Origin of the sequence: Herbaspirillum chlorophenolicum, assembly GCF_001189955.1 — a bacterium.
Lineage (GTDB): Bacteria > Pseudomonadota > Gammaproteobacteria > Burkholderiales > Burkholderiaceae_D > Herbaspirillum > Herbaspirillum chlorophenolicum.
In genome coordinates this window covers 40,402-63,685 of the sequence record NZ_LFLT01000006.1, presented here as the reverse complement: position 1 = coordinate 63,685, position 23,284 = coordinate 40,402, and the positions used below count along the sequence as shown (strand labels likewise).

23 protein-coding genes are annotated in these 23,284 nt (G+C 60.3%); 8 read left to right on the top strand and 15 right to left on the bottom strand.

Features of this window, described 5'->3' with window-relative positions; genetic code table 11:
- Together pbpG and AKL28_RS05885 are read right to left on the bottom strand one after the other, a co-directional pair.
- Positions 1 to 1,113 (bottom strand): D-alanyl-D-alanine endopeptidase, encoded by a 1,113-nt coding sequence (pbpG, locus tag AKL28_RS05890; RefSeq protein WP_050467163.1) that lies wholly within the window; start codon positions 1,111 to 1,113, stop codon positions 1 to 3.
- Between the two features lie 476 nt (positions 1,114 to 1,589).
- Positions 1,590 to 2,351 (bottom strand): class I SAM-dependent methyltransferase, encoded by a 762-nt coding sequence (locus AKL28_RS05885; protein WP_050467162.1) that lies wholly within the window; start codon positions 2,349 to 2,351, stop codon positions 1,590 to 1,592.
- Between the two features lie 150 nt (positions 2,352 to 2,501).
- On the opposite strand from AKL28_RS05885, the gene AKL28_RS05880 reads away from it, so the two are divergent.
- Positions 2,502 to 3,320, top strand: coding sequence for a helix-turn-helix transcriptional regulator (locus AKL28_RS05880; protein ID WP_050467161.1), 819 nt, complete (start codon positions 2,502 to 2,504; stop codon positions 3,318 to 3,320).
- Positions 3,321 to 3,324: 4 nt separating this feature from the next.
- Here the strand turns inward: AKL28_RS05880 and AKL28_RS05875 are convergent, their stop codons facing one another.
- Positions 3,325 to 4,224: a DMT family transporter gene (locus tag AKL28_RS05875; protein ID WP_050467160.1), complete on the bottom strand. Its 900-nt coding sequence runs from the start codon at positions 4,222 to 4,224 to the stop codon at positions 3,325 to 3,327.
- 36 nt (positions 4,225 to 4,260) lie between these two features.
- On the bottom strand, positions 4,261 to 5,118 hold the full coding sequence (locus AKL28_RS05870; RefSeq protein WP_169801822.1) for a histone deacetylase family protein: 858 nt from the start codon (positions 5,116 to 5,118) through the stop codon (positions 4,261 to 4,263).
- Between AKL28_RS05870 and AKL28_RS24355 the strand changes: the two genes are divergently transcribed.
- Positions 5,056 to 5,343, top strand: coding sequence for a hypothetical protein (locus AKL28_RS24355; RefSeq protein WP_169801819.1), 288 nt, complete (start codon positions 5,056 to 5,058; stop codon positions 5,341 to 5,343). The genes AKL28_RS05870 and AKL28_RS24355 overlap by 63 nt on opposite strands.
- 263 nt (positions 5,344 to 5,606) lie before the next feature.
- Positions 5,607 to 6,170, top strand: a complete 564-nt coding sequence (locus AKL28_RS05865; protein ID WP_050467159.1) for a phasin family protein — start codon at positions 5,607 to 5,609, stop codon at positions 6,168 to 6,170.
- A gap of 442 nt (positions 6,171 to 6,612) precedes the next feature.
- Here AKL28_RS05865 and AKL28_RS05860 read toward each other — a convergent pair whose 3' ends face one another.
- The 5 genes from AKL28_RS05860 to AKL28_RS05840 all read right to left on the bottom strand — a co-directional run bounded on the left by AKL28_RS05860 (position 6,613) and on the right by AKL28_RS05840 (position 11,287).
- The gene (locus AKL28_RS05860; protein ID WP_050467158.1) at positions 6,613 to 7,419 is read right to left on the bottom strand and encodes a competence/damage-inducible protein A; all 807 of its coding nucleotides are present in this window, start codon (positions 7,417 to 7,419) and stop codon (positions 6,613 to 6,615) included.
- 100 nt (positions 7,420 to 7,519) lie between these two features.
- Positions 7,520 to 8,389, bottom strand: coding sequence for an EI24 domain-containing protein (locus AKL28_RS05855; RefSeq protein WP_050467157.1), 870 nt, complete (start codon positions 8,387 to 8,389; stop codon positions 7,520 to 7,522).
- Positions 8,389 to 9,375, bottom strand: coding sequence for a sterol desaturase family protein (locus AKL28_RS05850; RefSeq protein ID WP_050467156.1), 987 nt, complete (start codon positions 9,373 to 9,375; stop codon positions 8,389 to 8,391). Before AKL28_RS05850 ends, AKL28_RS05855 begins: the two co-directional genes overlap by 1 nt.
- Before the next feature lie 53 nt (positions 9,376 to 9,428).
- On the bottom strand, positions 9,429 to 10,277 hold the full coding sequence (locus tag AKL28_RS05845; protein WP_050467155.1) for a polysaccharide deacetylase family protein: 849 nt from the start codon (positions 10,275 to 10,277) through the stop codon (positions 9,429 to 9,431).
- Between the two features lie 26 nt (positions 10,278 to 10,303).
- Positions 10,304 to 11,287, bottom strand: a complete 984-nt coding sequence (locus tag AKL28_RS05840) for a YncE family protein (protein WP_050467151.1) — start codon at positions 11,285 to 11,287, stop codon at positions 10,304 to 10,306.
- Positions 11,288 to 11,540: 253 nt separating this feature from the next.
- On the opposite strand from AKL28_RS05840, the gene AKL28_RS05835 reads away from it, so the two are divergent.
- Together AKL28_RS05835 and AKL28_RS05830 are read left to right on the top strand one after the other, a co-directional pair.
- Positions 11,541 to 11,897 carry an FKBP-type peptidyl-prolyl cis-trans isomerase gene (locus AKL28_RS05835; protein WP_050467147.1) on the top strand — a complete coding sequence of 119 codons (357 nt, stop codon included), beginning with the start codon at positions 11,541 to 11,543 and terminating at the stop codon, positions 11,895 to 11,897.
- A 20-nt stretch (positions 11,898 to 11,917) separates the two neighbouring features.
- Positions 11,918 to 12,175, top strand: a complete 258-nt coding sequence (locus tag AKL28_RS05830; protein WP_050467145.1) for an acyl-CoA-binding protein — start codon at positions 11,918 to 11,920, stop codon at positions 12,173 to 12,175.
- Positions 12,176 to 12,277: 102 nt separating this feature from the next.
- Here AKL28_RS05830 and AKL28_RS05825 read toward each other — a convergent pair whose 3' ends face one another.
- From AKL28_RS05825 to AKL28_RS05805, 5 genes are all read right to left on the bottom strand, one after another.
- Entirely contained in the window at positions 12,278 to 13,261 is a 984-nt protein-coding gene (locus AKL28_RS05825; RefSeq protein ID WP_050467143.1) for a 2-hydroxyacid dehydrogenase, read from the bottom strand.
- A gap of 57 nt (positions 13,262 to 13,318) precedes the next feature.
- Positions 13,319 to 14,728 (bottom strand): sodium:proton antiporter, encoded by a 1,410-nt coding sequence (locus AKL28_RS05820; protein ID WP_231602359.1) that lies wholly within the window; start codon positions 14,726 to 14,728, stop codon positions 13,319 to 13,321.
- 143 nt (positions 14,729 to 14,871) lie between these two features.
- On the bottom strand, positions 14,872 to 15,714 hold the full coding sequence (locus AKL28_RS05815) for a hypothetical protein (RefSeq protein WP_231602350.1): 843 nt from the start codon (positions 15,712 to 15,714) through the stop codon (positions 14,872 to 14,874).
- 35 nt (positions 15,715 to 15,749) lie between these two features.
- Entirely contained in the window at positions 15,750 to 16,925 is a 1,176-nt protein-coding gene (pncB, locus tag AKL28_RS05810; RefSeq protein ID WP_050467131.1) for a nicotinate phosphoribosyltransferase, read from the bottom strand.
- A 179-nt stretch (positions 16,926 to 17,104) separates the two neighbouring features.
- Positions 17,105 to 18,349: an ABC transporter substrate-binding protein gene (locus tag AKL28_RS05805; RefSeq protein WP_231602349.1), complete on the bottom strand. Its 1,245-nt coding sequence runs from the start codon at positions 18,347 to 18,349 to the stop codon at positions 17,105 to 17,107.
- A 389-nt stretch (positions 18,350 to 18,738) separates the two neighbouring features.
- Between AKL28_RS05805 and fdxA the strand changes: the two genes are divergently transcribed.
- The 3 genes from fdxA (at position 18,739) to AKL28_RS05790 (ending at position 21,876) form a co-directional block, all read left to right on the top strand.
- Positions 18,739 to 19,062, top strand: coding sequence for a ferredoxin FdxA (gene fdxA / locus AKL28_RS05800; RefSeq protein WP_050467130.1), 324 nt, complete (start codon positions 18,739 to 18,741; stop codon positions 19,060 to 19,062).
- A gap of 146 nt (positions 19,063 to 19,208) precedes the next feature.
- Positions 19,209 to 20,282, top strand: a complete 1,074-nt coding sequence (locus tag AKL28_RS05795; protein WP_050467129.1) for an NAD(P)/FAD-dependent oxidoreductase — start codon at positions 19,209 to 19,211, stop codon at positions 20,280 to 20,282.
- Positions 20,283 to 20,640: 358 nt separating this feature from the next.
- Positions 20,641 to 21,876 (top strand): polyhydroxyalkanoate depolymerase, encoded by a 1,236-nt coding sequence (locus AKL28_RS05790; protein WP_050467128.1) that lies wholly within the window; start codon positions 20,641 to 20,643, stop codon positions 21,874 to 21,876.
- An 85-nt stretch (positions 21,877 to 21,961) separates the two neighbouring features.
- On the opposite strand, the gene AKL28_RS05785 is transcribed toward AKL28_RS05790, so the two are convergent.
- The gene (locus tag AKL28_RS05785) at positions 21,962 to 23,098 is read right to left on the bottom strand and encodes an OpgC domain-containing protein (protein ID WP_050467127.1); all 1,137 of its coding nucleotides are present in this window, start codon (positions 23,096 to 23,098) and stop codon (positions 21,962 to 21,964) included.
- Positions 23,099 to 23,284 lie beyond the last annotated feature (186 nt).

The following is a 23,284-nucleotide window of genomic DNA, read 5'->3' as shown; positions in this document are numbered from 1 at the left end:
TCAACCCTGATCGGCGCGCACCATCTTCACACGGGTCAGATTCTTCGGCGCATCTTCCACCAGCCACTTGCGCATGCGGGTGGCGTCGCCCACGTGCGACAGGCGGCCCTTGGAATCCAGGAACACCATCACGATGGGACGGCCTTCAATGCGGGTCAGCATCACCAGGCAGTGGCCCGCTTCGTTGATGAAGCCGGTCTTTTGCAAGCCGATGTCCCAGTCCTTGTTCGACGTCAGCCGGTTGGAGCTGTTGTACTGCAGCGCGTGGCCGCTCGGTTCAACCATGTATTTGGAATCGGTCGAGTACTGGCGGATCAGCGGATACTGATAAGCCGCCACGACCAGCTTGGCCAGATCGCGCGCACTGGCGACGTTCTGGCTGGACAGGCCGGTCGAGTCAACATAGTGGGTATCCTGCATGCCCAGCGAACGGGCCTTGGCATTCATGGCTGCCACGAAGGCCGGCAGGCCGCCCGGATAATTGCGGCCGAGCGCGGATGCGGCACGGTTTTCCGAACTCATCAGGGCGATGTGCAGCATGTCGTCGCGGCTCAATTGCGCGCCTACGCGCAAGCGCGAGCTGCTGTGCTTTTCACGGTCCACATCGTCGTCGGTGACAGTGAGCACCTCTTCCATGTTCATGTGCGCTTCAGCCACGACCAATGCGGTCATCAGCTTGGTGACCGAGGCAATCGGCAGCGCTACGCTGGAATTCTTTTCAAACAAAACCTGCGAGCTGGCCTGGTCGATCACCAGCGCGACGTTGGAACGCAGCGCCAACGGGTCCTGCGTCAGGTTCAGGCCGGCTATGTCGCCCGCGGTCATCACCGGAGGCACTGCCGGGATCGATGGCGCAGCCGATACGCGCTGGTAGCTCACATGGCGACGGCCTTTGACCATGGTGACCTTGCGCACCAGCTTCTCGCGGTTGTTCAGCGAACCTTTGGCGACAGTTTTGGTGGTGGTTACCGTGCGTTTGGCGACCACTTTTTTGGGCGCGACCTTCTTGGCGACGGTTTTTTTGGCGGCGGTAGTTGTCTGGGCATTGGCGGGAGCCAGACCAGCGTTTATGAATAATAGCGTTGTAAAAATGGCCAGCGCTGATTTGAACATAGGTGGATCTCCCCCCAAATTAACCCTGATAATACATAAGAGAAACGTTGGCAGTGTAGCAAAAAGCAGAAATTTCGCAAGAGAATTAAGTAGTTAGCGCAGTTAATTAAACGACTTTCTACTTATCGCCGGGCCCCTCACCCCTGAGCGGCTTCTTATTTTTCTTATCTTTATGGCAATTCTTTGCGTCCCTCTGTCTGTATATTGACTGATACCAGCGCAAAAAAGAAAACATGATACCAGCGCAAAACTTCACTGGGCACCGCTATCTTCATCACAAAGGCGAATCAATGGCGGCGCCGGCTGTTCTGCTTTGGAAAAACCGGCCGCGTCGATTGAAAACGAGCCATGCGCGACATCGGACGGAATGGGTGGAATAACGGCAAAAGAGACCGCGCCGTTGACGGGAAAACCAAGGAAAAAACATGTCCACTCAGGGAAGCCCATCCTTGAGAAGGATGGGCTTGAGATGCATATCAGGGCTTGCGCGCTTCCAGCATGGCGACATCGATGGAAAATGAATAGGCGTCATCCAGCTCGAAATAGTCTTTCACCTCTTGCGGCGCGCTGGCCCACAGCGCCTTGATGGCGGTGATATTGTCGGCCGGCGTACGCATGCGCGCCACCCAGCTGCTGAACTCCAGGCGCAGCTTCCAGGTCTTGTCCGATGCAATCGAAAAACCCGCCTGCCCGAGCAGCTTGCGCCACGAATTCAAACTGATATTGCGCACGTGCGACGTATCGCGCAGCAGCTCGATAGCCTGCACGTAAGTATCGGCCAGCACGTCGGCGGGCGCCGCCGTATCGATGGCGATGAAGCGGCCTCCCGGCTTGAGCACACGCAGCACCTCGCGCAAGGCCTGCGGCACGTTGCGCCAGTGGTGCACGCTGAAGCGGGTACACACGAGGTCGAAGCTGGCGTCGGGGAAATCGAGCTTGTCGGCGCTGCCCTGGCGCACGGCGAGATTATCCAGTCCGCGCTCTTTCGCAGCCGAGGCAACCACATCCAGCATTTGTGCCGACAAATCGTAGGCGATCACTTTTTGCACCACCGGCGCCACCGCGAAGCTCGCGTGGCCGCCGCCACAGCCCAGGTCCAGTACACGCGCATCCGGGATGACTGCAGCGATTTGCGCCAGCTCCTGCAGGTCTGCGCCCTGCGCGTGAACCGCGCTGGTGAGATAGGCGGCGGCAGTGGATCCGAATTGTTCTGTCACGACTTCTTGATGGCTACGCATTTGCTTGGCTCCTGTTGCAGGGTGGGATGAGGTAGCCCAGTCTAGACTTTTTTTATCCTGTTACAAGTTGATCATTTATACTATTACCCAAAGCAATAGTTTCGCCGCTCCGCAACAATCCTTCCCCTCCTCCATCGACAGCAAACCCGCATGGATAACGACCTGGCCAGACGCCGCGCCCTCGGCGAATTCATCAAGACCCAGCGCGAACAGACACCGCCTGCGCAAGCCGGCCTGCCGCAGCTCTCGCTGGGCGGACGGCGCCGCACGCCCGGCTTGCGGCGCGAAGAAGTGGCCCAGTTGTGCGGCATCAGCGTGACCTGGTACACCTGGATCGAACAGGGCCGCACCGACTCGGTGTCCCCGCAGGCGCTGTCGCGCCTGGCCGAAGCGCTGCACCTGCCGCGCGCCAAGCGCGCCTACCTGTTCGAACTGGCGGGGAAAAAGGATCCGGTCTTGCCGGAGCATGGCGATGAATCGGTGATCGCCCCCGAAATACTCGAGGTGGTGCGCAATTTCCGCGCACCCGCTTATTTGATGGATCGCTACTGGAACGCAGTCGCCTGGAATCCGGCGGCACGCAAGCTGTTCACCGGCTGGCTAGATACTCGCGCAGGCAGCCGCAACCTGCTGCACTTCATGTTCTGCACGGAAGAGGCGCGCCAATTGACCGCCGACTGGGAACAACGCGCACGCCGTGTGGTGGCGGAGTTCCGCGCCGATTGCGCAGCGTTGCTGGACGACCCGCAGGTAGCGTCGATGGTGGAAGAGCTATCGGCGCGCAACGCGCTGTTCAAGCGCGCCTGGAGCCTGCAGGACGTGGTCGAACGCGAAGGCGGGGAACGCCGTTTCCACCATCCGCAGATGGGCGAGCTAAGCTACCGCCAGGTCAATTTCCGTGTAGCCAACCGGCCAGACCTGAAGCTGGTCACCCTGATGCCGGATAGCGCCGGCACAAACGCCGGCTAATCCCCTACTTGCGCACTACGAAGGCAACTCCGATGACGCCGATCAGCATGCCCAGCGCACCGATCATGCTGAAGGCTTCGCCAAACATCAGCCAGGCCATCACGGCAGTGGTCGGCGGCGTCAGGTACAGCAGGCTGGTCACACTGGTGGCGGCGCTGCGGCGGATCAGCGCAAACAGCAGGAAGATGGCGCCGATCGACAACGCCAATATCGACCACAGCAAGGCGCCGACGAATTGCGGCGTCCACGACACCTGGCTAAGCCGCCAGTCCAGCCCTTCGATGGCGACAGCGAATGGCAGCACCACTACCGCCGACGCCAGGAACTGGATCACAGTGCCGGTACGCAGATCGAAATGGGAACAGTAGCGTTTCTGGTACAGGGTCCCTGCCGTGATGCAAAACAGCGCGAATACGCACAGCGCGATGCTGGCGTTCGAGAGACCGATCAGCGAAATCTTGTTGGCAACCACCAGCCCGACACCGCACAGCCCCAGCAATAGTCCCAGCCATTGCCGCTTGCGCACCGACTCGCCCAGCAAGGGTGCGGCGAAAGCGGTGAGGATCGGCTGCAGCCCGACGATGAGCGCCGACAATCCCGCCGGCATGCCGATCTTGATCGCGCACCATACCCCCGCCAGATAACCCGCCTGCAGCAATACGCCAGCCACGGCCACATGGCGGATGCGGCCGTGCGGCCAAGGCGCGCGGAACAGCAATACCAGCGGCAACAGCACCACCAGCACACCGGCAAAACGCAGTATGAGAAAAGTCAGTGGCGGCGCATATGGCAAGCCGAATTTGGCCACGATGAAGCCGGTGCTCCAGATCAATACGAACACCAAGGGAACCAGGCTCAGCAAGACCTGCTTTTGCCGGCTGCTGCCGGCGGCGGAGTGCATCATTTCTTCTTCCAGGATCGGCCACGCCTTTGCGTGGTCTCAGTCGCCTCGTCCATTGTTCCAGTCAATGGCATGGAGCTTGGCGAGTTTTATCGTTTGTACGTGGACAGCCACTGTCTGTTCTATGTCTCGGCCGTAACCGCCCGCCATCGTAACCGCAACCGGGATTTTATGCAGGCGGGCGAACGAAAACACCGCCTGGTCACGTGCCGCCAACCCTGCCATGCTCAACTTCATCTTGCCGAGCCGGTCGCCCTCGTGGGGATCCGCACCGGCCAGGAAGATCAGCAACTGCGGCGCGAAATTGGCCTGCAGCTTATCCAGCGCTGCTGCCAGCGCGGCGAGATAGTCGTCATCCCCCACCCCATCCGGCAAAGCTACATCGAGGTCGCTGCGTTCCTTCTCGAAGGGGTAATTATTTTCTCCATGCAGGGAAAGCGTAAACACCGAATCGTCGCGCGCCAGGATCGATGCCGTACCGTTGCCCTGGTGCACATCGAGATCGACGATGGCCACGCGCGAGGCGCGCCGTTCGGCTTGCATCAGCCGTGCGGCAATGGCTGAGTCGTTGAACACGCAAAAGCCGGCGCCGCGGTCGGCATAGGCATGGTGGGTGCCACCGGCCAGATTGACCGCAATGCCCTCGCTGAAGGCAGCGCGGCAAGCGGCAATGGTGGCGCCGGACGAACGGCGCGAGCGCTCGATCATCTGCGGCGTCCAGGGAAAACCGATATCGCGCTGCTCCGAGGCGCTTAGTTCGCCGCGACTGGCGCGCGCGACATAGTCGGGATGGTGGGCCAATGCCAGTTCGCCATCCGAGGCCGGCATGGCTTCGTGAAACTCGAGGCCCGGCACCGTTCGCGCCGCACCTTCGCGGATCATGCGGTACTTGATCATGGGGAAGCGATGGCCGGGCGGCAATGGCAGTACGAAGTGGTCGCTGTAAAAAGCTTTCAAACCGGATTTCCAGGAAACAGTTCGGACGGAAAAAGTAACGATGATGCCGATGATGCCGATGATGCCGATGATGCGATGCAGGATGGTAGCACCTCGGGGATCGAGCAAATGCTCTTGATGCGAGCAAAAGATGAGACCCTATCACTCAAAATTTTTGGCATTTGAACCCAATTTATTCGACCTTCTCCTGACTGGTAACACCACTGAAGAAACATGAGTCATCACACATAAAAAATCGTATTTCTCATGGCGTGAAAGTCATTGACTTTATGTCTTTTTAAACTAGAATCGTTTTGTGCAACGCATCATATTCAAATAAGAAATTACATCGGAGATCACTTCCCATCAGTTCAGATCGGTCCGTAAGCAATCCCTGTAGTCACAGTCCTTTTCATCAATCAACCAATCAAACCGAAGGATGTACCAACATGACGACCTACACCGAGCAATTTTCTGCAGCAGCCAAAGCCAACTTCGAAGCGCAGATCGCACTGTTCAGCCAATTGGCGAGCAAGACCTTTGAAGGCGTGGAAAAATTAGTGGATCTGAATCTGAAAGCGGCAAAATCTTCGCTGGAAGAAGGCCAGGCCACTGCGCAAAAGCTGTTTGCGGCCAAGGATCCGCAAGAGTTCTTCTCGTTGTCCACGGCCCAGGCCCAACCGACGGTCGAAAAATCCGTCGCCTACAGCCGCCACCTGAGCAGCATTTTCTCCAGCACCCAGGCCGAGCTGACCAAGACAGCAGAAGCCCAGATCGCGGAAGCCAACCGCAAAGTCATCTCGCTGATCGACGAAGCGTCGAAAAACGCGCCGGCCGGCTCCGAGCAAGCCATTTCCCTGCTGAAATCGACGATCGGCAATCTCAATGCCGGCTATGAGCAGTTCAGCAAAAGCGCCAAGCAGGCAGCCGAAGTGATCGAAGCCAACGTCACCAATGCCGTAGACCAACTGTCGCAAGCCACCACCAAGGCGACCAAGGCAACCAAGAAATAAGCATTGCAAGCGAGCACGCGCAACAGCCCGTTGCGCCGGTGCTTCAAAAACGCGAGCCAGGCAAGAAATTTTTGTCTATGATGAAGTCTGGCCGGTTCGCTGTTCAGTTCTTTTGCTTGATTTTTGCAGTTGCCTCCCGGGCTTATCGCCTGCGAGAAAAACTCATGCCGTGGCCAAGGAATGGCCGATACGGCAAACCAATCGATTCCGCATGCATGCCGACAGGCGGCAATGAATGGCCCTCGCAGCAAACCGCCGCCGGGCCGGCGCGAAAAGATTGTCTCCTCGGTATCCGATTCCTCCTACGATACCGTTAAATGCCTCGGCGCCGCCGGGGCATTTTTTTATCCGAATCGGAACGAGCAAGTGATGAAACGGCCCGACCTTCCTGCGAACCGGACCTGACAATTGAATGACCCCGAACGGGAGCGTGGGCTGGTACTTAGTTGTTCAACTGGAATTCCGCCTTCAGCTGGCGCAGCCCCTCTTGCATCTTTTCGAACGCAGGTTCGACCTGTTGCGGGTCGCCCTTGACGCCCAGGTCGATATGCCGCCGCGTCTTCTCGTCGCCCACATGCGGCAGGCTGAACACTTTCACCAGCGGAAATTGCGCCTCGATCAGCTCCATCAGTGGCGTCAGCGTCGATTCGGCCGACTCGAACACCAGCATCGACCTTTCAGCCCAGGCACGGCGGTGGAACAGGTCGGCGTAGTTGCTCTCCAGTACCCATTCGAACATCGGCCAGGCCATCACCGGGAAGCCGGGGGCAAAATAATGCGCCCCTTCACCGCTGGTGTTACGTACCGAGAACCCCGGAATCTTGTTGTAGGGATTGGGAATGATGGAGGCGCCTTGCGGGAATTCGCCCATTTTCAGGCGATGCAGGTTTTCCGGCGCATTGTAGTCGGGCTCGATACCGGTTTCACGCGACATATCGGCGATGCGCTCCCGGATCTTTTCCCTCGCCTCCGGATGCAAGGCCAGCGGCACGCCCAGGGCAGCCGCCACGCATTGACGCGTGTGATCGTCCGGCGTGGCGCCGATACCGCCGGTGCAAAATACGATGTCACCGCTGGAAAGCGTGCGCTTCAAGGTTGCAGTAATGCGTTCGGGCTCATCGCCCACATATTCTGCCCAGCCCAATTGCAGGCCGCGCTCGGACAGCAGCTCGAGCACCTTGGGGAAATGCTTGTCGATACGGCGGCCGGAAAGGATTTCGTCGCCGATGATGATGAGTCCGAATGCCATGAGTCCGCTCTGCCAGTGGGGTTGATCAAACTCCGGGGATTATGCCCGATTCCCCTGATGCACGCCGACGAGGACGGGCATCGGGAGATGCATGCGCCGTTCAGCGCGGCCCGGCATCGATGATGTCGGCCGCCGGCCGGATGGGATCGCCACCCGGCTCCGGACCGTCCGGCGGCTGACCGCTGCGGTAGCGCAGCAACGCTTCCAGGCAGTAATACTGGAACCACAGCCCCGTGAACACGAACACCAGCACGTACAACCAGATCGCGCCGGCAGCCAGCAGCGGGAAGAAGATCACTGACAATGCCCCGCCCAGCCACAACAGCGTGGGTGCGGCGCCCATGGCGCCGGCGATGGTGCCGATCACCAGCAAAGGCCAACGGTGCAGGCGCAACACTGCGCGGCGCTCGTCGGCGCTGGCGTAGTCGGCCAAGGTGTCGTAAGCCATCACACGATAGGTCAGCCAGCCCCATAGCAAAGGGTGGATAACGAAGGTCAGCGGCGGGATCAGCGACACCGGCAAGGTCACCAGCCAGCCGACCACGAACACCGCGAAGCACCACAGCGAAGTCCACAGGCTGCCCCACCAGCTGCCACCCCGGCGCAACTCCAGCATCGGGTAATGGCGGGCGCCGATATGGCGGGCGATGGCGGGAATGGTGAACAGGCCGACGAAGACCAGCGCCGTCAAAATCATCAGCGGCAGCAGCGCCCACATCGCCAGCATGGGCACGATCACCGTCTTGAGGGTACCCATGCCGAACCAGTTCAACACGGTGCCAGCGATGCCGAACATGCTGTGGACCACGAAGTAGTCCTGCAGCCAGTCGATCATCGGCTGCAGCCCCAGCCACAGGCATACCGTCCAGATGCCGACCGAGAACACGAAAGGAAGCACCGTCAGCAACAGCATGCGGATGTGCAACTGCGACAGCAGCGCACGTCCGAAGGAAGACAGCAGGAGCCGCATCAGCGCGCCTTCTTGCGCGAGAATTCGACCAGGCGCTTGATGCCCAGCCATTGCTGCATCCAGAAACCGCGCCCGTAATCGCGGCCCTTCCCGGCTGGCGGCGGCAACTGGTCGCGCACACCGGTATGGGCGAAACCTTCCCCGAAATGCGCGGTGCCGAACAGCATGTCCCACACGGGAAACAGCACGGAGAAATTATGCCCGCCCAGCGAATTGCGGCCGTGGCTTTCGTGGCCGATACCGATGGCATGGTGCAGCCGGTGGAAGCGCGGCGACACCAGCAGGCGGTCGCCGATGCGGCCGAAATGGATGCGCACGTTGGCATGCTGCAGGCTTTGCAGCATGCGCGACAGCGACACCAGCAGGATGTATTGCGAAGGCTCGACGCCGATCAGCAGCGCCACCAGGCCGAGGAAGATGTCATGTACCAGGTCGTCCAGCACATGGTTGCGGTCGTCGCTCCACAGGTTCATGTTCTGCTGGCTGTGGTGCAGGCTATGCAGCGCCCACATCCAGCGCACGTTGTGCTGGGCCCAGTGGTACGCGTATTCGCACAGGTCCAGCACCACTAGGTAGAGCAGGAAGCTGACCAGCGCGCGGTCGGTCACGCCCGGCCAGATCTGGTCGATGTTAAAGGTGCCCCAGCCTTCCAGGTGCAGCAGCTCGGCCGCGTACGATAGCGCGGGGTCGAGCAGCAGGAAAGCGATGATGGGGATCACGCCCAGGCGCTGCAGCATGGTGTAGATGAAATCGTTCCAGCGTGCGTAGGGATCGGTGATCTTGTGCACCGGGATCATCGATTCCAGCGGGCGCAGGATGAGGAAGAGAATCACCAGCTCGCAGATCCCGACCAGCACCCACTCGGTGCCGGTGAACGCTTCTTCGACGAACTCCCCCATGCCGATGAAAAACACCAGCGGCTGTACGATGGTTTCGAACAGCCAGCCCTGGACGGTGGCAAAGAGGTCTGAAATGGTCTGGATCATGAGTCTGTCTTTACGTATCGTGCCGTGAGGCCTTGCTCACGCCCCCGTTTCGATCAGGGACGCCGTTGCGTGTTCCCCGCCCCTGCAAACAAATGCCGGTAAGCCGGATGGTCGCGCAGCGTGGCAAAGCAAAATCCCTTCTGCTCCAGCCCCGTGACCAGCGGCTCCAGCACGGCCGGCGCCCAGGCATCCTGGCGCGACCAGATGCCCATGTGCGCCAGGAAGATATCGCCGTCCTTCAGGCCGTTCAGCGCCTTCTTCAGCAGCATATCGTTGGGAAACTTGTCGCTGGGCAGTTCATCGCCGGAAAAACCGGCCGGCGCCCACGCCACGTGCGCATAACCGCATGCCTGGCCGGCCTTGAGCAGATTCGGAGTGAGCTTGCCGCCCGGCGCCCGCCACAGCGGATCGAGCTTGCGGCCGGTCAGCGCCTCGAAGCGCTTGTCCACGCGCTGCATTTCTTCGCAATACTGCGCGGGCGTCCACTGCTGCTTGCGGCCGGCCTGGGCGCCGAACTGCGGGCGCACCTCAATTTTACCGTCCGGCAAGTCGCGCACCACGTAGACGTGGTCGAAGGTATGCGTACCGAAGGCATGCCCCTCTTCGGCCAGCCGCTTCCAAAGCGGCTGCCAGCCGGGATCCAGGGAATAGTCGCCGTGGATGGTCTTCTCGTTGGCTAGGAAAAAGGTCGCCTTGATATGGTGACGCAGCAGCGTCTGCTCGATCAGTTCGGCCTGCGACTGGCTGCCGGTATCGAAAGTCAGGTAAATCGTGCCTTTGCAAGCGGCGGCCGTGGCCGATGCCTGGGCCGGTTGCTGCGCTTGTGCAAAGGCCTGGCCAGCCGCCAGGATGGCGCCCAGAACCAGGCCGTTGAGTTGTCTTTTGGGAAAAGGATATTTCATCGAGCCATCGCACTCAAGCCATGCGCTCAGACATCGGGCGCACGGTTATACAGGTAGATGCCATGCGGAGAACGTCCGACCGGGATCACCTTGGTGACCGAACGGCTGGCCAGGTCGATCACCGCCACCTTCTTGATCCAGCGCAGGGTCACCCACATGGTCTTGCCATCGTCGGTGACTTCCATGCAGTCCGGGCCGCCCGGCACCTTGATGGTGCCGACGTTTTCCAGCGTCTGCATGTCGACCACGTTGATGGTGTTGGAAACGCGGTTGGAGACATAGACAAAGCGCTTGTCGCCCTGGGCGCGGAAGTTGTGGGCGCCGGCGCCGGTCTTGATCTGCTTGACCAGTTTCTGGGTACGCCAGTCGATCACTTGCACATAGTCGCTGCCCATGATGCCTACCAGCAAGTATTTATTGTCGGGCGTCATCATGATGCCCGCCGGCAGCTTGCCGACCGGAAGCGTCCATTTCACCTGCTGGGTAGCCAGGTCGATGGCGCTGATCTCATCGCTCCCCTGCTGGGTAATAAAGGCCGTGGTGCTGGCACTGTCGAAAGCAATGTGGCTGGGCGTCCTGGCCAGCGGAATGCGCTTGGACAGCTTGAGGTCGGTGCCGTCATAGCTGTAGACGTCGACGCGGTCCAGGCGCAGGCCGGTGGCGACGAACCATTTCTGGTCCGGTGAGAAACCGATCTGGTAAGGGTCGACGATATTGCGCAGGCGGCGCTGGACTTCGCCGGTCTTGGGATCGAGGAACAACAGCTGGTTACCGGTGGCGCTGGCGACGATCAGGGACTTGTTGTCCGGCGTGGCCATCAGGTGGTGCGGCTCCTTGCCGACCGAAAAGGTGGAAATTTCCTTGTGGGTGGTCTGGTCCAGCAGCGAAACCGAAGCATCGCCGGAATTGAGCACCACGACCACGTTCGCCTGGGCGGAAGCCGCCAGGATGGCCGAAAGGCATGCTGCGCGGAGAAAAACAGAAAAAAGTTGACTAAATCGACGCAACATGACGAACTTTACACAAAAAAGCCTGATCTCATCGTGCGGAAGGCACGTCCAGCCACCTTAACGCATGCAAATACGATCCGGCTGACAGAGGGCTGACGCATTCTGAAAAAAATCCCGGTTTTGGTTTACACTGCCTGCCGTTCCGGTCGACTCCCGCAGCCGGAGCGGCAGGCAGCGCCCAGCAAGCCAAGGAAAAAGGGCTGCCCGCTCCGGCCGAATCGACCGCAATCCCCTCCATCCAGAAAGGAACACGATGTCTACAGTCACCACAGCTTCCGGGCTGCAATACGAAGAAATCACCGCCGGTTCGGGCGATGAAGCCAAGGCCGGCAGCCACGTCACCGTGCACTACACCGGCTGGCTGCAAAATGCCGACGGCAGCGCCGGCAGCAAATTCGACTCCAGCAAGGACCGCAACGACCCGTTCGCGTTCCCGCTGGGCGCCGGCCACGTGATCAAGGGCTGGGATGAAGGCGTGCAAGGCATGAAGATCGGCGGCGTACGCAAGCTGATCATCCCGGCCGACCTGGGCTACGGCGCGCGCGGCGCGGGCGGCGTGATCCCCCCCAACGCCACGCTGATCTTCGAAGTCGAACTGCTGACCGTCTGAGCTGCCCGGAGGAGACGACGATGAGCACCCTGCAAGAGCAATTCGAAGCTGCTGTCGCGCAGTCCAAAAACCTGCCCGAACGCCCCGACAACATGACGCTCCTGAAGATGTACGGCCTGTACAAGCAAGGCAGCAACGGCGATGTGACCGGTGAACGTCCCGGCATGACCGACTTCGTGGCACGCGCCAAATACGATGCGTGGGCCGCGATCAAGGGCACTGCCCAAGCCGACGCGCAGCAGCAATACATTGACCTGTTCAACGACTTGAACGGTTGACTTACGCACTCCCGCCCTCACGGCGGGAGACGGCGAAGCAAACAAAACGGGCGCGCCTGCCATGCAAGCGCGCCCGTTTTCCATTCCAGCCCGGTTGAATGCCTATCGGGCCTTGACGACATCCGGATTGAGCAGGTTGGGCGGCGTCTGCCCCGACAAGGCGGCGATCAGGTTGTCCGCCGCGCAATTGGCCATGGCAAGGCGGGTCGGCGTCGAAGCGCTGGCGATGTGGGGCGTGAGCACCACGTTGGTCAGCGACAGGAATTCCGGCTTGAAGGCCGGCTCATTCTCGAACACGTCGACGCCGGCAGCAGCGATACGACCGGCGCGCAGCGCTTCGATCAGTGCCGCATCGTCGACGATGCCGCCGCGGGCAATATTGGTCAGCGTCGCAGTCGGCTTCATCAGCGCCAGTTCCGCCGCGCCGATGGTGTGGTGGGTTTCCTTGGAATACGGCAGCACCAGCACCACGTGGTCGGCGCGTTTCAACAGTTCTTCCTTACCGACATATTGCGCGTTGTTGGCATGTGCTTCCTGCTCGGGCTTCAGGCGCGAGCGGTTGTGGTACAGCACCTGCATGTCGAACCCCAGCGAACGGCGTGCGATGGCCTGGCCGATGCGGCCCATGCCGATGATACCCAGCGTCGCGCCATGCACATCCGGACCGACGAAGCTGTCGTAGCTCCACTTCTTCCATTGGCCGGCGCGCAGGAAATGCTCGGACTCGGTGATGCGGCGTGCGGTTGCCATCATCAGCGCCCAGCCGAAGTCGGCGGTGGTTTCATTGAGCACGTCGGGCGTATTGGTCGCCATCACGCCGGCCTGGGTGGCGGCGGCGATGTCGATGTTGTTGTAGCCCACCGCCATGTTGCACACCGCTTTCAACTGCGGATTGGCGGCGAACAACGCAGCCGTCGCCGGCTCGCTGGGCGTGGTGAACAACCCGTCTTTTCCCTTTGCCTTGGCCAGCAGTTCGTCGGCACTGAAGATGCGGTCTTCCTGGTTCGATTCGACATCGAAATGCTGCTCCAGGCGCGCCAGGACTTCAGGAAAAATGGCGCGTGATACGAAGATCTTTTGTTTCATTGCTGTCTCTCTGCTGGTTCGTGGTAGTTCGGTTCAGGCCGGATGGTGTACCGGGCCCTAAATGAAAAAGATAAAGGTCATGACGATAAACAACGGCACCAGGATGCCGCAGGACCACGCCATGTAACCGAAGAAGGACGGCATGCGGATGCCGCGCTCTTCGGCAATGGCCTTGACCATCATATTGGGCGCATTGCCGATGTAGCTGTTGGCGCCCATGAAGACAGCCCCTGCGGAAATCGCCGCCAGCGTCGACGCCATCGCCCCCATCAGCTCACGTGCATCGCCGGAGGCAGTGTTGAAGAACACCAGATAGGTAGGCGCGTTGTCGAGGAAGGACGAGAGCAAGCCCGTCATCCAGAAATACATGGCGTCGTTCGGCCGGCCATCCGGGCCGGTCACCGCGCGCACCACCGCCGCGAAGGCCCCCTGCTCGCCGGCGCGCAGCATGGCAATGACCGGCACGATGGTCAGGAAGATGGCGGCGAACAGCTTGGCCACCTCCAGCATCGGTCCCCAGCTGAATTCGTTGCCGGCGCGGGCCGCCGCCGGCGTCAGTTTCAGCGACAACAGGATCACCGCGACCAGCGCCACATCGCGCACCAGATTCTGCAATTCCAGCGGTGTCCCCATCACATCGAAGGCCACGCCCGGCGACCAGACCCCGCTCATGAGCACCAGCGCCACGATGACGGCCAGCAGCACGAAATTGAACTTGCCTTCAAAGCGGATGGGCGAATCCGGCGTCGGATCGGAGCCGGCCGGCTTGCGCTCCTCCCGGTTCAGGAAGTAATGGCGGTCAAGGAAGTAAAAGATGGCCAGCAACGCCACGCACAGAAATGCCATCGATGGAAAAACATGGTGCGCAGTCCAGAAAAAATCGACGCCCTTGAGGAAACCCAGGAACAGCGGCGGATCCCCCAGCGGCGTCAGCGAACCACCGGCATTGGCCACCAGAAAGATGAAGAACACGATCACATGCACCACATGCCTGCGATTGTCATTGGCGCGGATCAACGGGCGGATCAGCAACATCGAGGCGCCGGTAGTGCCCATGACGCTGGCCAGCACCGTGCCCAATGCCAGCAACCCGGTATTGAGCGCAGGGGTGCCATGCAGGTTGCCGCGCACGCAGATGCCGCCGGCCACGGCAAACAAGGCGGCCAACAGGATGATGAAGGGAAGATACTCGGCCAGCAGTGCATGTATTGTCACCGCCAACGCCGCATGCGCGCCCGCCGCGGCGGCGAAAGGCAGCAAGAAGGCCAGCCCCCAGCCGGCAGCGATCTTGCCGAAATGGTGGTGCCACAATGCCGGCGCCAACAGCGGCAGCAATGCGATCGACAACAGTACGCCGGCAAACGGCAATGCCCATGTCACCGACAAGCTTGCGCCGTTTAATTCAGCGGCCTCACATGTTATTGGAAAAATGGCGGCCGCAGCCGCCACAGTCACAAAAGCTCTAATCTGCAAATTCCGGCCCCAGCGCGTTGACAAATGTCGAAAATGGAAACCGGCCTGATGTCATTCGACGGAAACCGGCGGAGTCACACTATATCAGGCACGACATCTGTAACGACCAAAATTGTCACGGCTCAAAAATTTTTCAACTATGGTCGCCAGATGTGAAAGATTTCGCCCAGAGTATGGGCTTCCGGCCATGCCAACGACAGAATGAAGCCAGCGCCCCCAACGAATACGAGCAACGCGAGGAAGGGACGAATTGTGTGTTGCAACGCAGTTTCCAGCCAGTGGCGCGTTACCTTATAGCGAAATCGCCGATACAGTCCGGCAGCCAACACGCCATCGAAGAGCAGCTCGGCAAATAACAGCGGTGCCGCACCCACCAAATTGAACGCCGCGTAAAACAATGCTCCACATGCAGCCAGCAAGGCAACAGCGAGCGCCAGCAATACCAGCGGCGCACCCAACTCGCCGACATCAACAGAGGAAATAGCATCACTGCCGCTGCTCCCCAACACAGATCCTCCTGCATCAATACCGGTATCGGGCATTAGCCCGGCGCCCCCATCCATGGAGCCGAATTCCACATTGGCGCTAGCGCCTCCTCCATCGAAATTTCCTCCAGCCCCAACAAAAGCAGGGTCTGTTGGCGCACGCCGAACTACGGTCGCGCTGGCACCAGCAACATCTAATGCCAAATCGATGGTGCTGTCACCTAGTGCCGCATCATTGTCGACAGCCCATCGCGACAGCCTCAACCAAGCCCAAAGCATGAGCAAGAAAAAAAGATAAGCTAACACGCAAGCGATGGCGTAACGCCATCCCATGTTGAGCATCCCGGCGCGTAACATTGACACCGAAGACAAGAAGCCGATACCCGCAGTGAGCGTCACTAGCAGCAGCATCAACAAGCGTGGGAAACCTCTGTATTCAATCCGACGGCGCAGCCGCTCTACCCGCAGGCGACGAAACAATTGCGGTTTCTTCAAGTGATTGTTCCGTCCAGAGTAACCAAGACTTCTTCTCAGCCCTTGATCTCAAACACCTGCCGCAGGTAATTCACATAAGCCAGGTCGTCGCACATGTTCTTGGACGGCGTATCGGACAGCTTGGCGACCGGCTGGTCGTTGCAGCGAACCATCTTCATGACCACCTGCAACGGCGTATAGCCAAGGTCGTTGGTGAGATTCGTGCCGACGCCGAAGGCCACACGCGCACGGTCCTTGAAGCGCAGGTAAAGCGCGCGCACCTTGTCGAAATCCAGGCTATCGGAAAACACCAGCACCTTGCCGGCGGGGTCGACGCGGTTGTCGCGGTAGTGCTGGATCAGGCGCTCGCCCCATTCGAACGGGTCGCCCGAATCATGGCGGGCGCCGTCGAAGAGTTTGCAGAAATACATGTCGTAGTCGCGCAGGAAAGCGTCCATGCCATACACGTCGGACAGCGTGATGCCGAGGTCGCCCCGGTATTCGCGCGCCCATATCTCGAAAGCAAAGGTCTGCGAATCGCGCAGGCGCGGGCCCAGCGCCTGGCAGGCTTGCAGGTATTCATGCGCCATGGTGCCAAGAGGCGTCAAGTCGTGCTGCATGGCGAACATGACGTTGGAGGTGCCCGCAAAGTGCGTGCCCATGGTCTGCTTCATTTCGGCGATGACTTCGGCATGCCAGCTGCGCGAGAAGCGGCGGCGCGTGCCGTAGTCGGCGATGTTGCAGCCGGCCAGTTCGGGATCGTCGGTGATCAGCGAGATCTTCTTGCGCAGGCGCTCGCGGCCTTCGGCCAGGTCGGGCGAGCGCTGGGTGCTGCGGAAATAGACTTCGTTGACGATGGCCAGCACCGGCACTTCGAACATGATGGTGTGCAGCCACGGCCCTTTGACGCTGATCTCGATTTCGCCATTGCCCGATGCTGCCGGCTGCACCGTGATGTATTTCTCGTTGAGGTGGAACAGGTCGAGGAAATCGACAAAGTCGCTCTTGATGAAACGCAGGCTGCGCAGGTAATTCAGTTCCTCTTCCTTGAAGCGCAACCGGCACATGGCGGCGATCTCGGCGCGGATCTCATCCACATAGGGAGTCAGGTCGACGTTTTCGTTGCGGCACTTGAAACGGTATTCGACCTGGGCGCCGGGGAAATGATGCAGCACCACCTGCATCATCGTGAATTTGTACAGATCGGTATCGAGTAAGGAGGTGATGATCATGAAATTCCGATGCGGCCGCCGCCGCATGCTGAGGTGTTGATGATCGGCGTGGCCTGCGACAGGTTCCGAGAACCGCCAACCGAGTCCGGGATGAGCCAGATTACGCCGTGGCCGCTATCTTAACCCGGATCGAAAGAACCAATTCCCCGCAACGCATGGGGCTTTTGCTTGCGCGATGCCTATTTCATGGCCGAAGTGGGGCGACGGCTGCGCACATAGACGGCATTGGGCATGTAGGGTGCGCCGTCGAGATAGCGCCAATTGCTCATGGTGCTGTGGCCATCTTTCTGGGATACCTGGCCGACGAAGGCCCCCATCGAGGCCTGCTGGTCGAGCGCGCGGAAGGCGATCGGCCCCAGCGGCGACTCCAGTTGCAAACCGCGCAGCGCGTCGACCAGCGCTTCGCCGTCGGCGGCATCGGATTTCTTCAGGCCGGCGGCGATGGCCATCATCGTGGTGTAGCCGAATATCGACGACAGCTGCGGACGCTGGTTGAACTTCTTCAGGTAAGCCTCAAGGAAGCGCTGGTGCTCGGGCGTTGCAATCTGATCCCAGGGGTAGCCGATCGCAATCCAGTCGCGGATGGCTTCGCTCTGCGCCGGGTCCAGGCTCTGGGCGCCAGCCGAAGCCATGGACACCACGCGCGTACCAGCAAACAGTTGCTGGCGGTTGCCGGCCTGGACGAACTTTTGCAGGTCGTCGCCGAAAGTGGCATTGAAGATGGCATCCGGACGGGCCTGGCGAATCGCCCGCACCACATCGTCGGCCTTGATCTTGCCCAGCGCCGGCCACTGGTCGTTGACGAACTCGACATCCGGGCGCGCCTGCTTGAGCAACAGCTTGAAGCTGGCCACGGCGCTTTGGCCGTATTCATAGTTGGGCGCCACCACCGCCCAGCGGCGGCCCGGCATGCGGGCGGCCTGCTCGGCCAGCATCGCGGCTTGCATGTAGGTGGAAGGCCGTACCCGGAAGGTGTAGCGATTACCCTTGTCGAGCGTAATGGCATCCGACAAGGCATCGCCGACCACGAGCACTGTCTTGCCACGCGCAGCCTCGCGCGCGACCGCCAGCGCAACATTGGACAACATGGTGCCGGTCAGCACCGCAACGTGCTGGTCGCGCACCAGTTCGCGCGCGTTGCGGGCGGCCTGGTCGGCATCGCCGTTGTCGTCGCGCACCACCAGTTCCAGCGGCCGGCCGCGTACGCCGCCGCCGGCATTGATTTCTTCCAGCGCCAGCGCCAGGCCGTTGCGGTAAGCCTGGCCGACCGTCGACAGGCTGTTGTGGCTGTTGATTTCACCAATGCGGATGGCGTCAGCGGCGCGTGCTGCCGGGGCGAGGCTCAAGGCAACGGCAGCAGCCAGGCCAGCCAGCAGGGAGGGAAATCGGAAACGATATGCTTGTTTGGGCTGTTCAGCGTTCACGCCGGGACATCCTTTTCTTGAATCAGGCGGTTCATCAGCGTACTGCCCCGCCCTGCCTGCACGCGTCGGCAACCCGGCCCAAAGGGCCTGATGGCGGCGTGCGACTGGCATTGGCGGCGGCTTTTTCTATCGCTGCATTATTTATTTACTTATACGTAATCTGTATAAGCCTCATTTGTGGGAAAAATCGAATTACCTTAAAATACAAGGCTTTGCAGCAGGCTGCGCAAGGGATTTTCGGCCGTCGGAAACGACATCGAAACAGCGATAACCGGCAGAGAATCAGCATAGCGCCAGCCAGCCGCAGAATGATTTTAACCGTGCCATATTGCCATCAATTGCGGCGCAGTTAGCCATCGGTTTTAAGAATATTTACAGATAGGACAGTTATGACCCACGTTGTCACCGATTCCTGCATCCGTTGCCGCTATACGGATTGCGTGGATGTTTGCCCGGTAGATTGTTTCCGCGAAGGCCCCAATTTCCTCGCGATTGATCCGGACGAATGCATCGACTGCGCAGTATGCGTCGCAGAATGCCCGGTCAACGCAATTTACGCGGAAGAAGACGTTCCTGCCGACCAGCAGCAATTTATTGCGCTCAACGCCGACCTCTCCCGCAACTGGCCTTCCATCACCAAGACCAAGGCCCCGCTGGCCGAGGCTGAAGAGTGGAAGGACAAGACCGACAAGCTGCAATACCTGCAGCGCTGATCGTCACCACGCTTCAGGACGCGAAACTGGTCCCTAACAGCTTCAGCATTGCGGTTGCGCATCCAGCCAGGCTCTTCACCGCCAGCCAGATGCGCAACCGCTTGCATTTTGCTTTCAGATAATTGAACAGGAATATCAGGAAAATCATGGAAAACAACGTCAAGGGTGCAGTTGCCCAAGGCCCCATCGAAACCGATGCCATCATCATCGGCGCCGGCCCGGTCGGCCTCTTTCAGGTGTTCGAACTCGGTTTGCTGGAAATCAAGGCGCACGTGATCGATTCGCTGCCGGTGGTGGGCGGCCAGTGCGTTGAACTGTATCCGGACAAGCCGATCTATGACATCCCGGCCGTGCCTGTGTGCACCGGCCAGGAACTGACCGACAACCTGTTGAAGCAGATCGAGCCGTTCGAGCCGACCTTCCACCTGGGCCAGGAAGTGACCGTGGTGCAAAAGCGCGAAGACGGCCGTTTCGATGTCGAAACTTCCACCGGCACCCAGTTCATCACCAAGACCATCTTCATCGCCGCCGGCGTCGGTTCGTTCCAGCCGCGCACGCTGAAGGTCGATGGCATCGAGCAATTCGACGGCTCGCAGGTGTTCTACCGCGTCAAGGATCCCTCGAAGTTCGAAGGCAAGAACATCGTCATCTGCGGCGGCGGCGACTCCGCGCTGGACTGGGCGCTGAACTTCGTCGGCAAGGCCGAATCGGTGATCCTGCTGCACCGTCGCGAAGAATTCCGCGCCGCCCCGGCATCCGTGGCCAAGATGAAGGAGCTGTGCGAACAGTATGAGATGCAGTTCCTGGTCGGCCAGGTCACCGGCACCGAAATCAAGGACGGCAAGCTGGCCGAGGTCAAGGTCACCGGCGCCGACGGCGTCACCCGCCGCCTGCCGCTGGACATGCTGCTGGTGTTCTTCGGCCTGTCGCCCAAGCTGGGCCCGATCGCCGAGTGGGGCCTGGACATCGAGCGCAAGCAACTGAAGGTGGTCGACACCGAGAAATTCGAGACCAACGTGCCGGGCATCTTCGCCGTGGGCGACATCAACACCTATCCGGGCAAGAAGAAGCTGATCCTGTCTGGCTTCCACGAAGCCGCGCTGGCCGCTTTCGGCGCCGCGCCTTATATCTTCCCGGAAAAGAAGATCCATATGCAGTACACCACCACCTCGCCCAAGCTGCACAAGATTCTGGGCGTGGAAACTCCGGTGTTCGACTAAACAGGATCGGCTGTACCAAGCCTTTTCGATATTACCCAACAGCAAAAAAATCTCTCAAGCCCCTGCCATGCAGGGGCTTTTTTCATTTCCGCGCCGTGAATCTATCGCAGCACGCCAAACTTTCATCCGATTTTTCTGTATTTGGTCTTACCAGCATAAAAGCCCCAAGATAAAGCATGCTATCCTACTGCGTCGCAACATGAACAAGTTGACAACGATGCAACTTCACGCATTTCGTCATCCTAAAACCATCGCCAAACGTTTGTTGCACATGCTTGCTCCCGCGCAATCCGCCACCAACGGGGTCATGAGCTCCGCCGGATGGCGAGGCCAGCCAGCGCTTGTATAAAGGTCAGCTATGCTTTATCAACTGCATGAATTCAACCGCGCGTTTCTGAACCCGATGATGCAATGGGCGGAAACCTCAGCAAAACTGTTTTCCGATCCAGTCTCCCCGCTCGCCCACACTCCCTTCTCGCAGCGCATCGCTGCCGGTTACGAGCTGCTGTACCGCCTGTCCAAGGAATACGAAAAGCCGCAGTTCAACATCCATGAAGTGGAAGTCGACGGCAAGCCCACCGGCATCGTCGAGGAAGTCGTCGAGAACAAGCCCTTCTGTCGCCTGATCCATTTCAAGAAGGATCTGAGCGCACGCCAGGTCGCCGCCCTCAAGCAGCCCACCGTGCTGCTGGTGGCGCCGCTGTCCGGCCACCATTCCACCCTGCTGCGCGAAACCGTGCGCACGCTGCTTCAGCAGCATGACGTCTATATCACCGACTGGGCCGATGCCCGCATGGTCCCGGTCGAACAAGGCGACTTCCACCTGCACGACTACGTCTACTACGTGCAGGACTTCATCCGCCTGCTGGGTCCGGACGTGCACGTGATCTCGGTGTGCCAGCCGACCGTGCCGGTGCTGGCGGCCATTGCGCTCATGGCCAGCGACAACGATCCCAAGCTGCCCAAGACCATGACCATGATGGGCGGCCCGATCGACGCCCGCAAATCGCCCACCGCCGTCAACGACCTGGCCACCGAAAAACCCTATTCGTGGTTTGAAAATACCGTCATCTACAGCGTGCCGGCCAACTATCCCGGCTTCGGCCGCAAGGTCTATCCGGGCTTCCTGCAGCACGCCGGCTTCGTGGCGATGAACCCGCGCCGCCACGCGCAAAGCCACTGGGACTTCTACATGCACCTGCGCGACGGCGACGACGCCTCGGCCGAGGAGCACCGCAGGTTCTACGACGAGTACAACGCCGTGCTGGATATGCCGGCCGAGTTCTACCTCGAGACCATCAAGATCGTGTTCCAGGATTTCGACCTCGCGCGCGGCACCTGGAAGATCGAAGGCAAGCCGGTGCGTCCGCAAGACATCAAGTCGGTGGCGTTGTTTACCATCGAAGGCGAACTGGACGACATCTCCGGCTCAGGCCAGACCGAGGTGGCGCACGCGCTGTGCAGCGGCATCCCCAAGGCGGACAAGCAGCATTTCACCGTGCCCAAGGCCGGCCACTACGGGATTTTCTCGGGCCGCCGCTGGCGCGAAATCGTCTGTCCCAAGATCGCCGAGTTCATCCGCAGCAAGGCCTGATCCGGCAGATCCGCAAGTACGGCATGGAAGAGCCGGCGTCCGCTGTCATGGCGGCGCCGGCTCTTTTTTTGTGCGGCAAACCTGCTCAATGCGCGTGCAGGCCATGCGCGCGGCGATCCCTGGCGCGGCGATAATCCTTCCACGCCTGCGCCGCCACACCGATAGCCAGCATCGACGCAATCGCGGCCAGATCTGCCATCAGGCCCGACCAATTCCCCGGCCGCCCACCTGTGGCGAGATACAGGAGAATATCGGCCAGCAGCGAGATCATCGTCCCCGAGACAAAACACACCAACCCGTTCCGGCCAACCGTCACCACCAGCGGCAGGCGCTCGGCCAATTGCAGGATCCAGCCCTGGCGGACCATCATCGCAACCAGCCACAACACCGCCATGAAACTGCCCACGCGCAGCGACGACAGGTTCTGCTTGAAGACCGGACCCGGATCGAACTCGACGAATATGCGCACGCACAGGAAAACGACCGCCACCGCCGCGGCGATGCGGGTCAGCTTGCGCCGACGCAGCACGGCGTCGGCATCCTCGCGCTGGTAGCTCTTCAGCGGATGCAGGCGGCATACCACCCCGATCACGAACAGCAGTTGCCAGGCGAAGGGATTGAAGGTCCAGCCGGTGGGCGACACCGTAGGCAGCAGCCGCGCCAGCAACGGCGCCACGCCCCACAACGCCAGGCTGGCCGCCACTGCCAGCCAGGGCCGGCGGCGCACCGCAGGCACGATCACCGGAGAGGCCAGCGCAAACAGCATGTACATCGGCAGGATGCTCGACAAATAGGGCTGGCGCGCCAGCCGGATCATCTCTACGCCGATCTGCAGAGGTTCGTGAATAAAGGTGCCGATATCGGTGTATTCGATCGTAGGCGCGTGCAGCCGCAAGGCGGTGAATAACAGGCCCATGGCCAGCATCAGCGCCACGGTCAGCAGGAAGGAACGGTAGAGCTGCCAGCCGCGCTGCAGGAACCGCCAACGTGCGGCTTCATTGCCTTTCTCGTCGGCGATGGCGGTATAGGCGGCTGCAGTGGCGTAGCCGGCCAGGAAGACGAATACCTCGGTGGCATCGAAGATGGCGAAGCGCTGCAAGGTGAACTGGCCCAGCATGCTGCCCGAAATGTGGTCCACCACGATCATCAGCAGCACCACGCCGCGGAAGAAGTCGACTTCAAGGGAACGTCCACCTGCCATCGGGCGTGGGAACTTGATCATGATGCGCTCTCGCCGGGCCGTGCTGATGTGGTTGGGAGACGGATGCCGTGCCGCGCATCCGGATACTGAAAGTGGATAGCCTCGGCACGTCGAAGTTCAGCCAAATAACCAACCGTTCTAAGCCGGATGGATGATCTTGGCGCAGGCAGCGTCTGCCAGACGGCATGACTTCGCGCCGATTTCCCC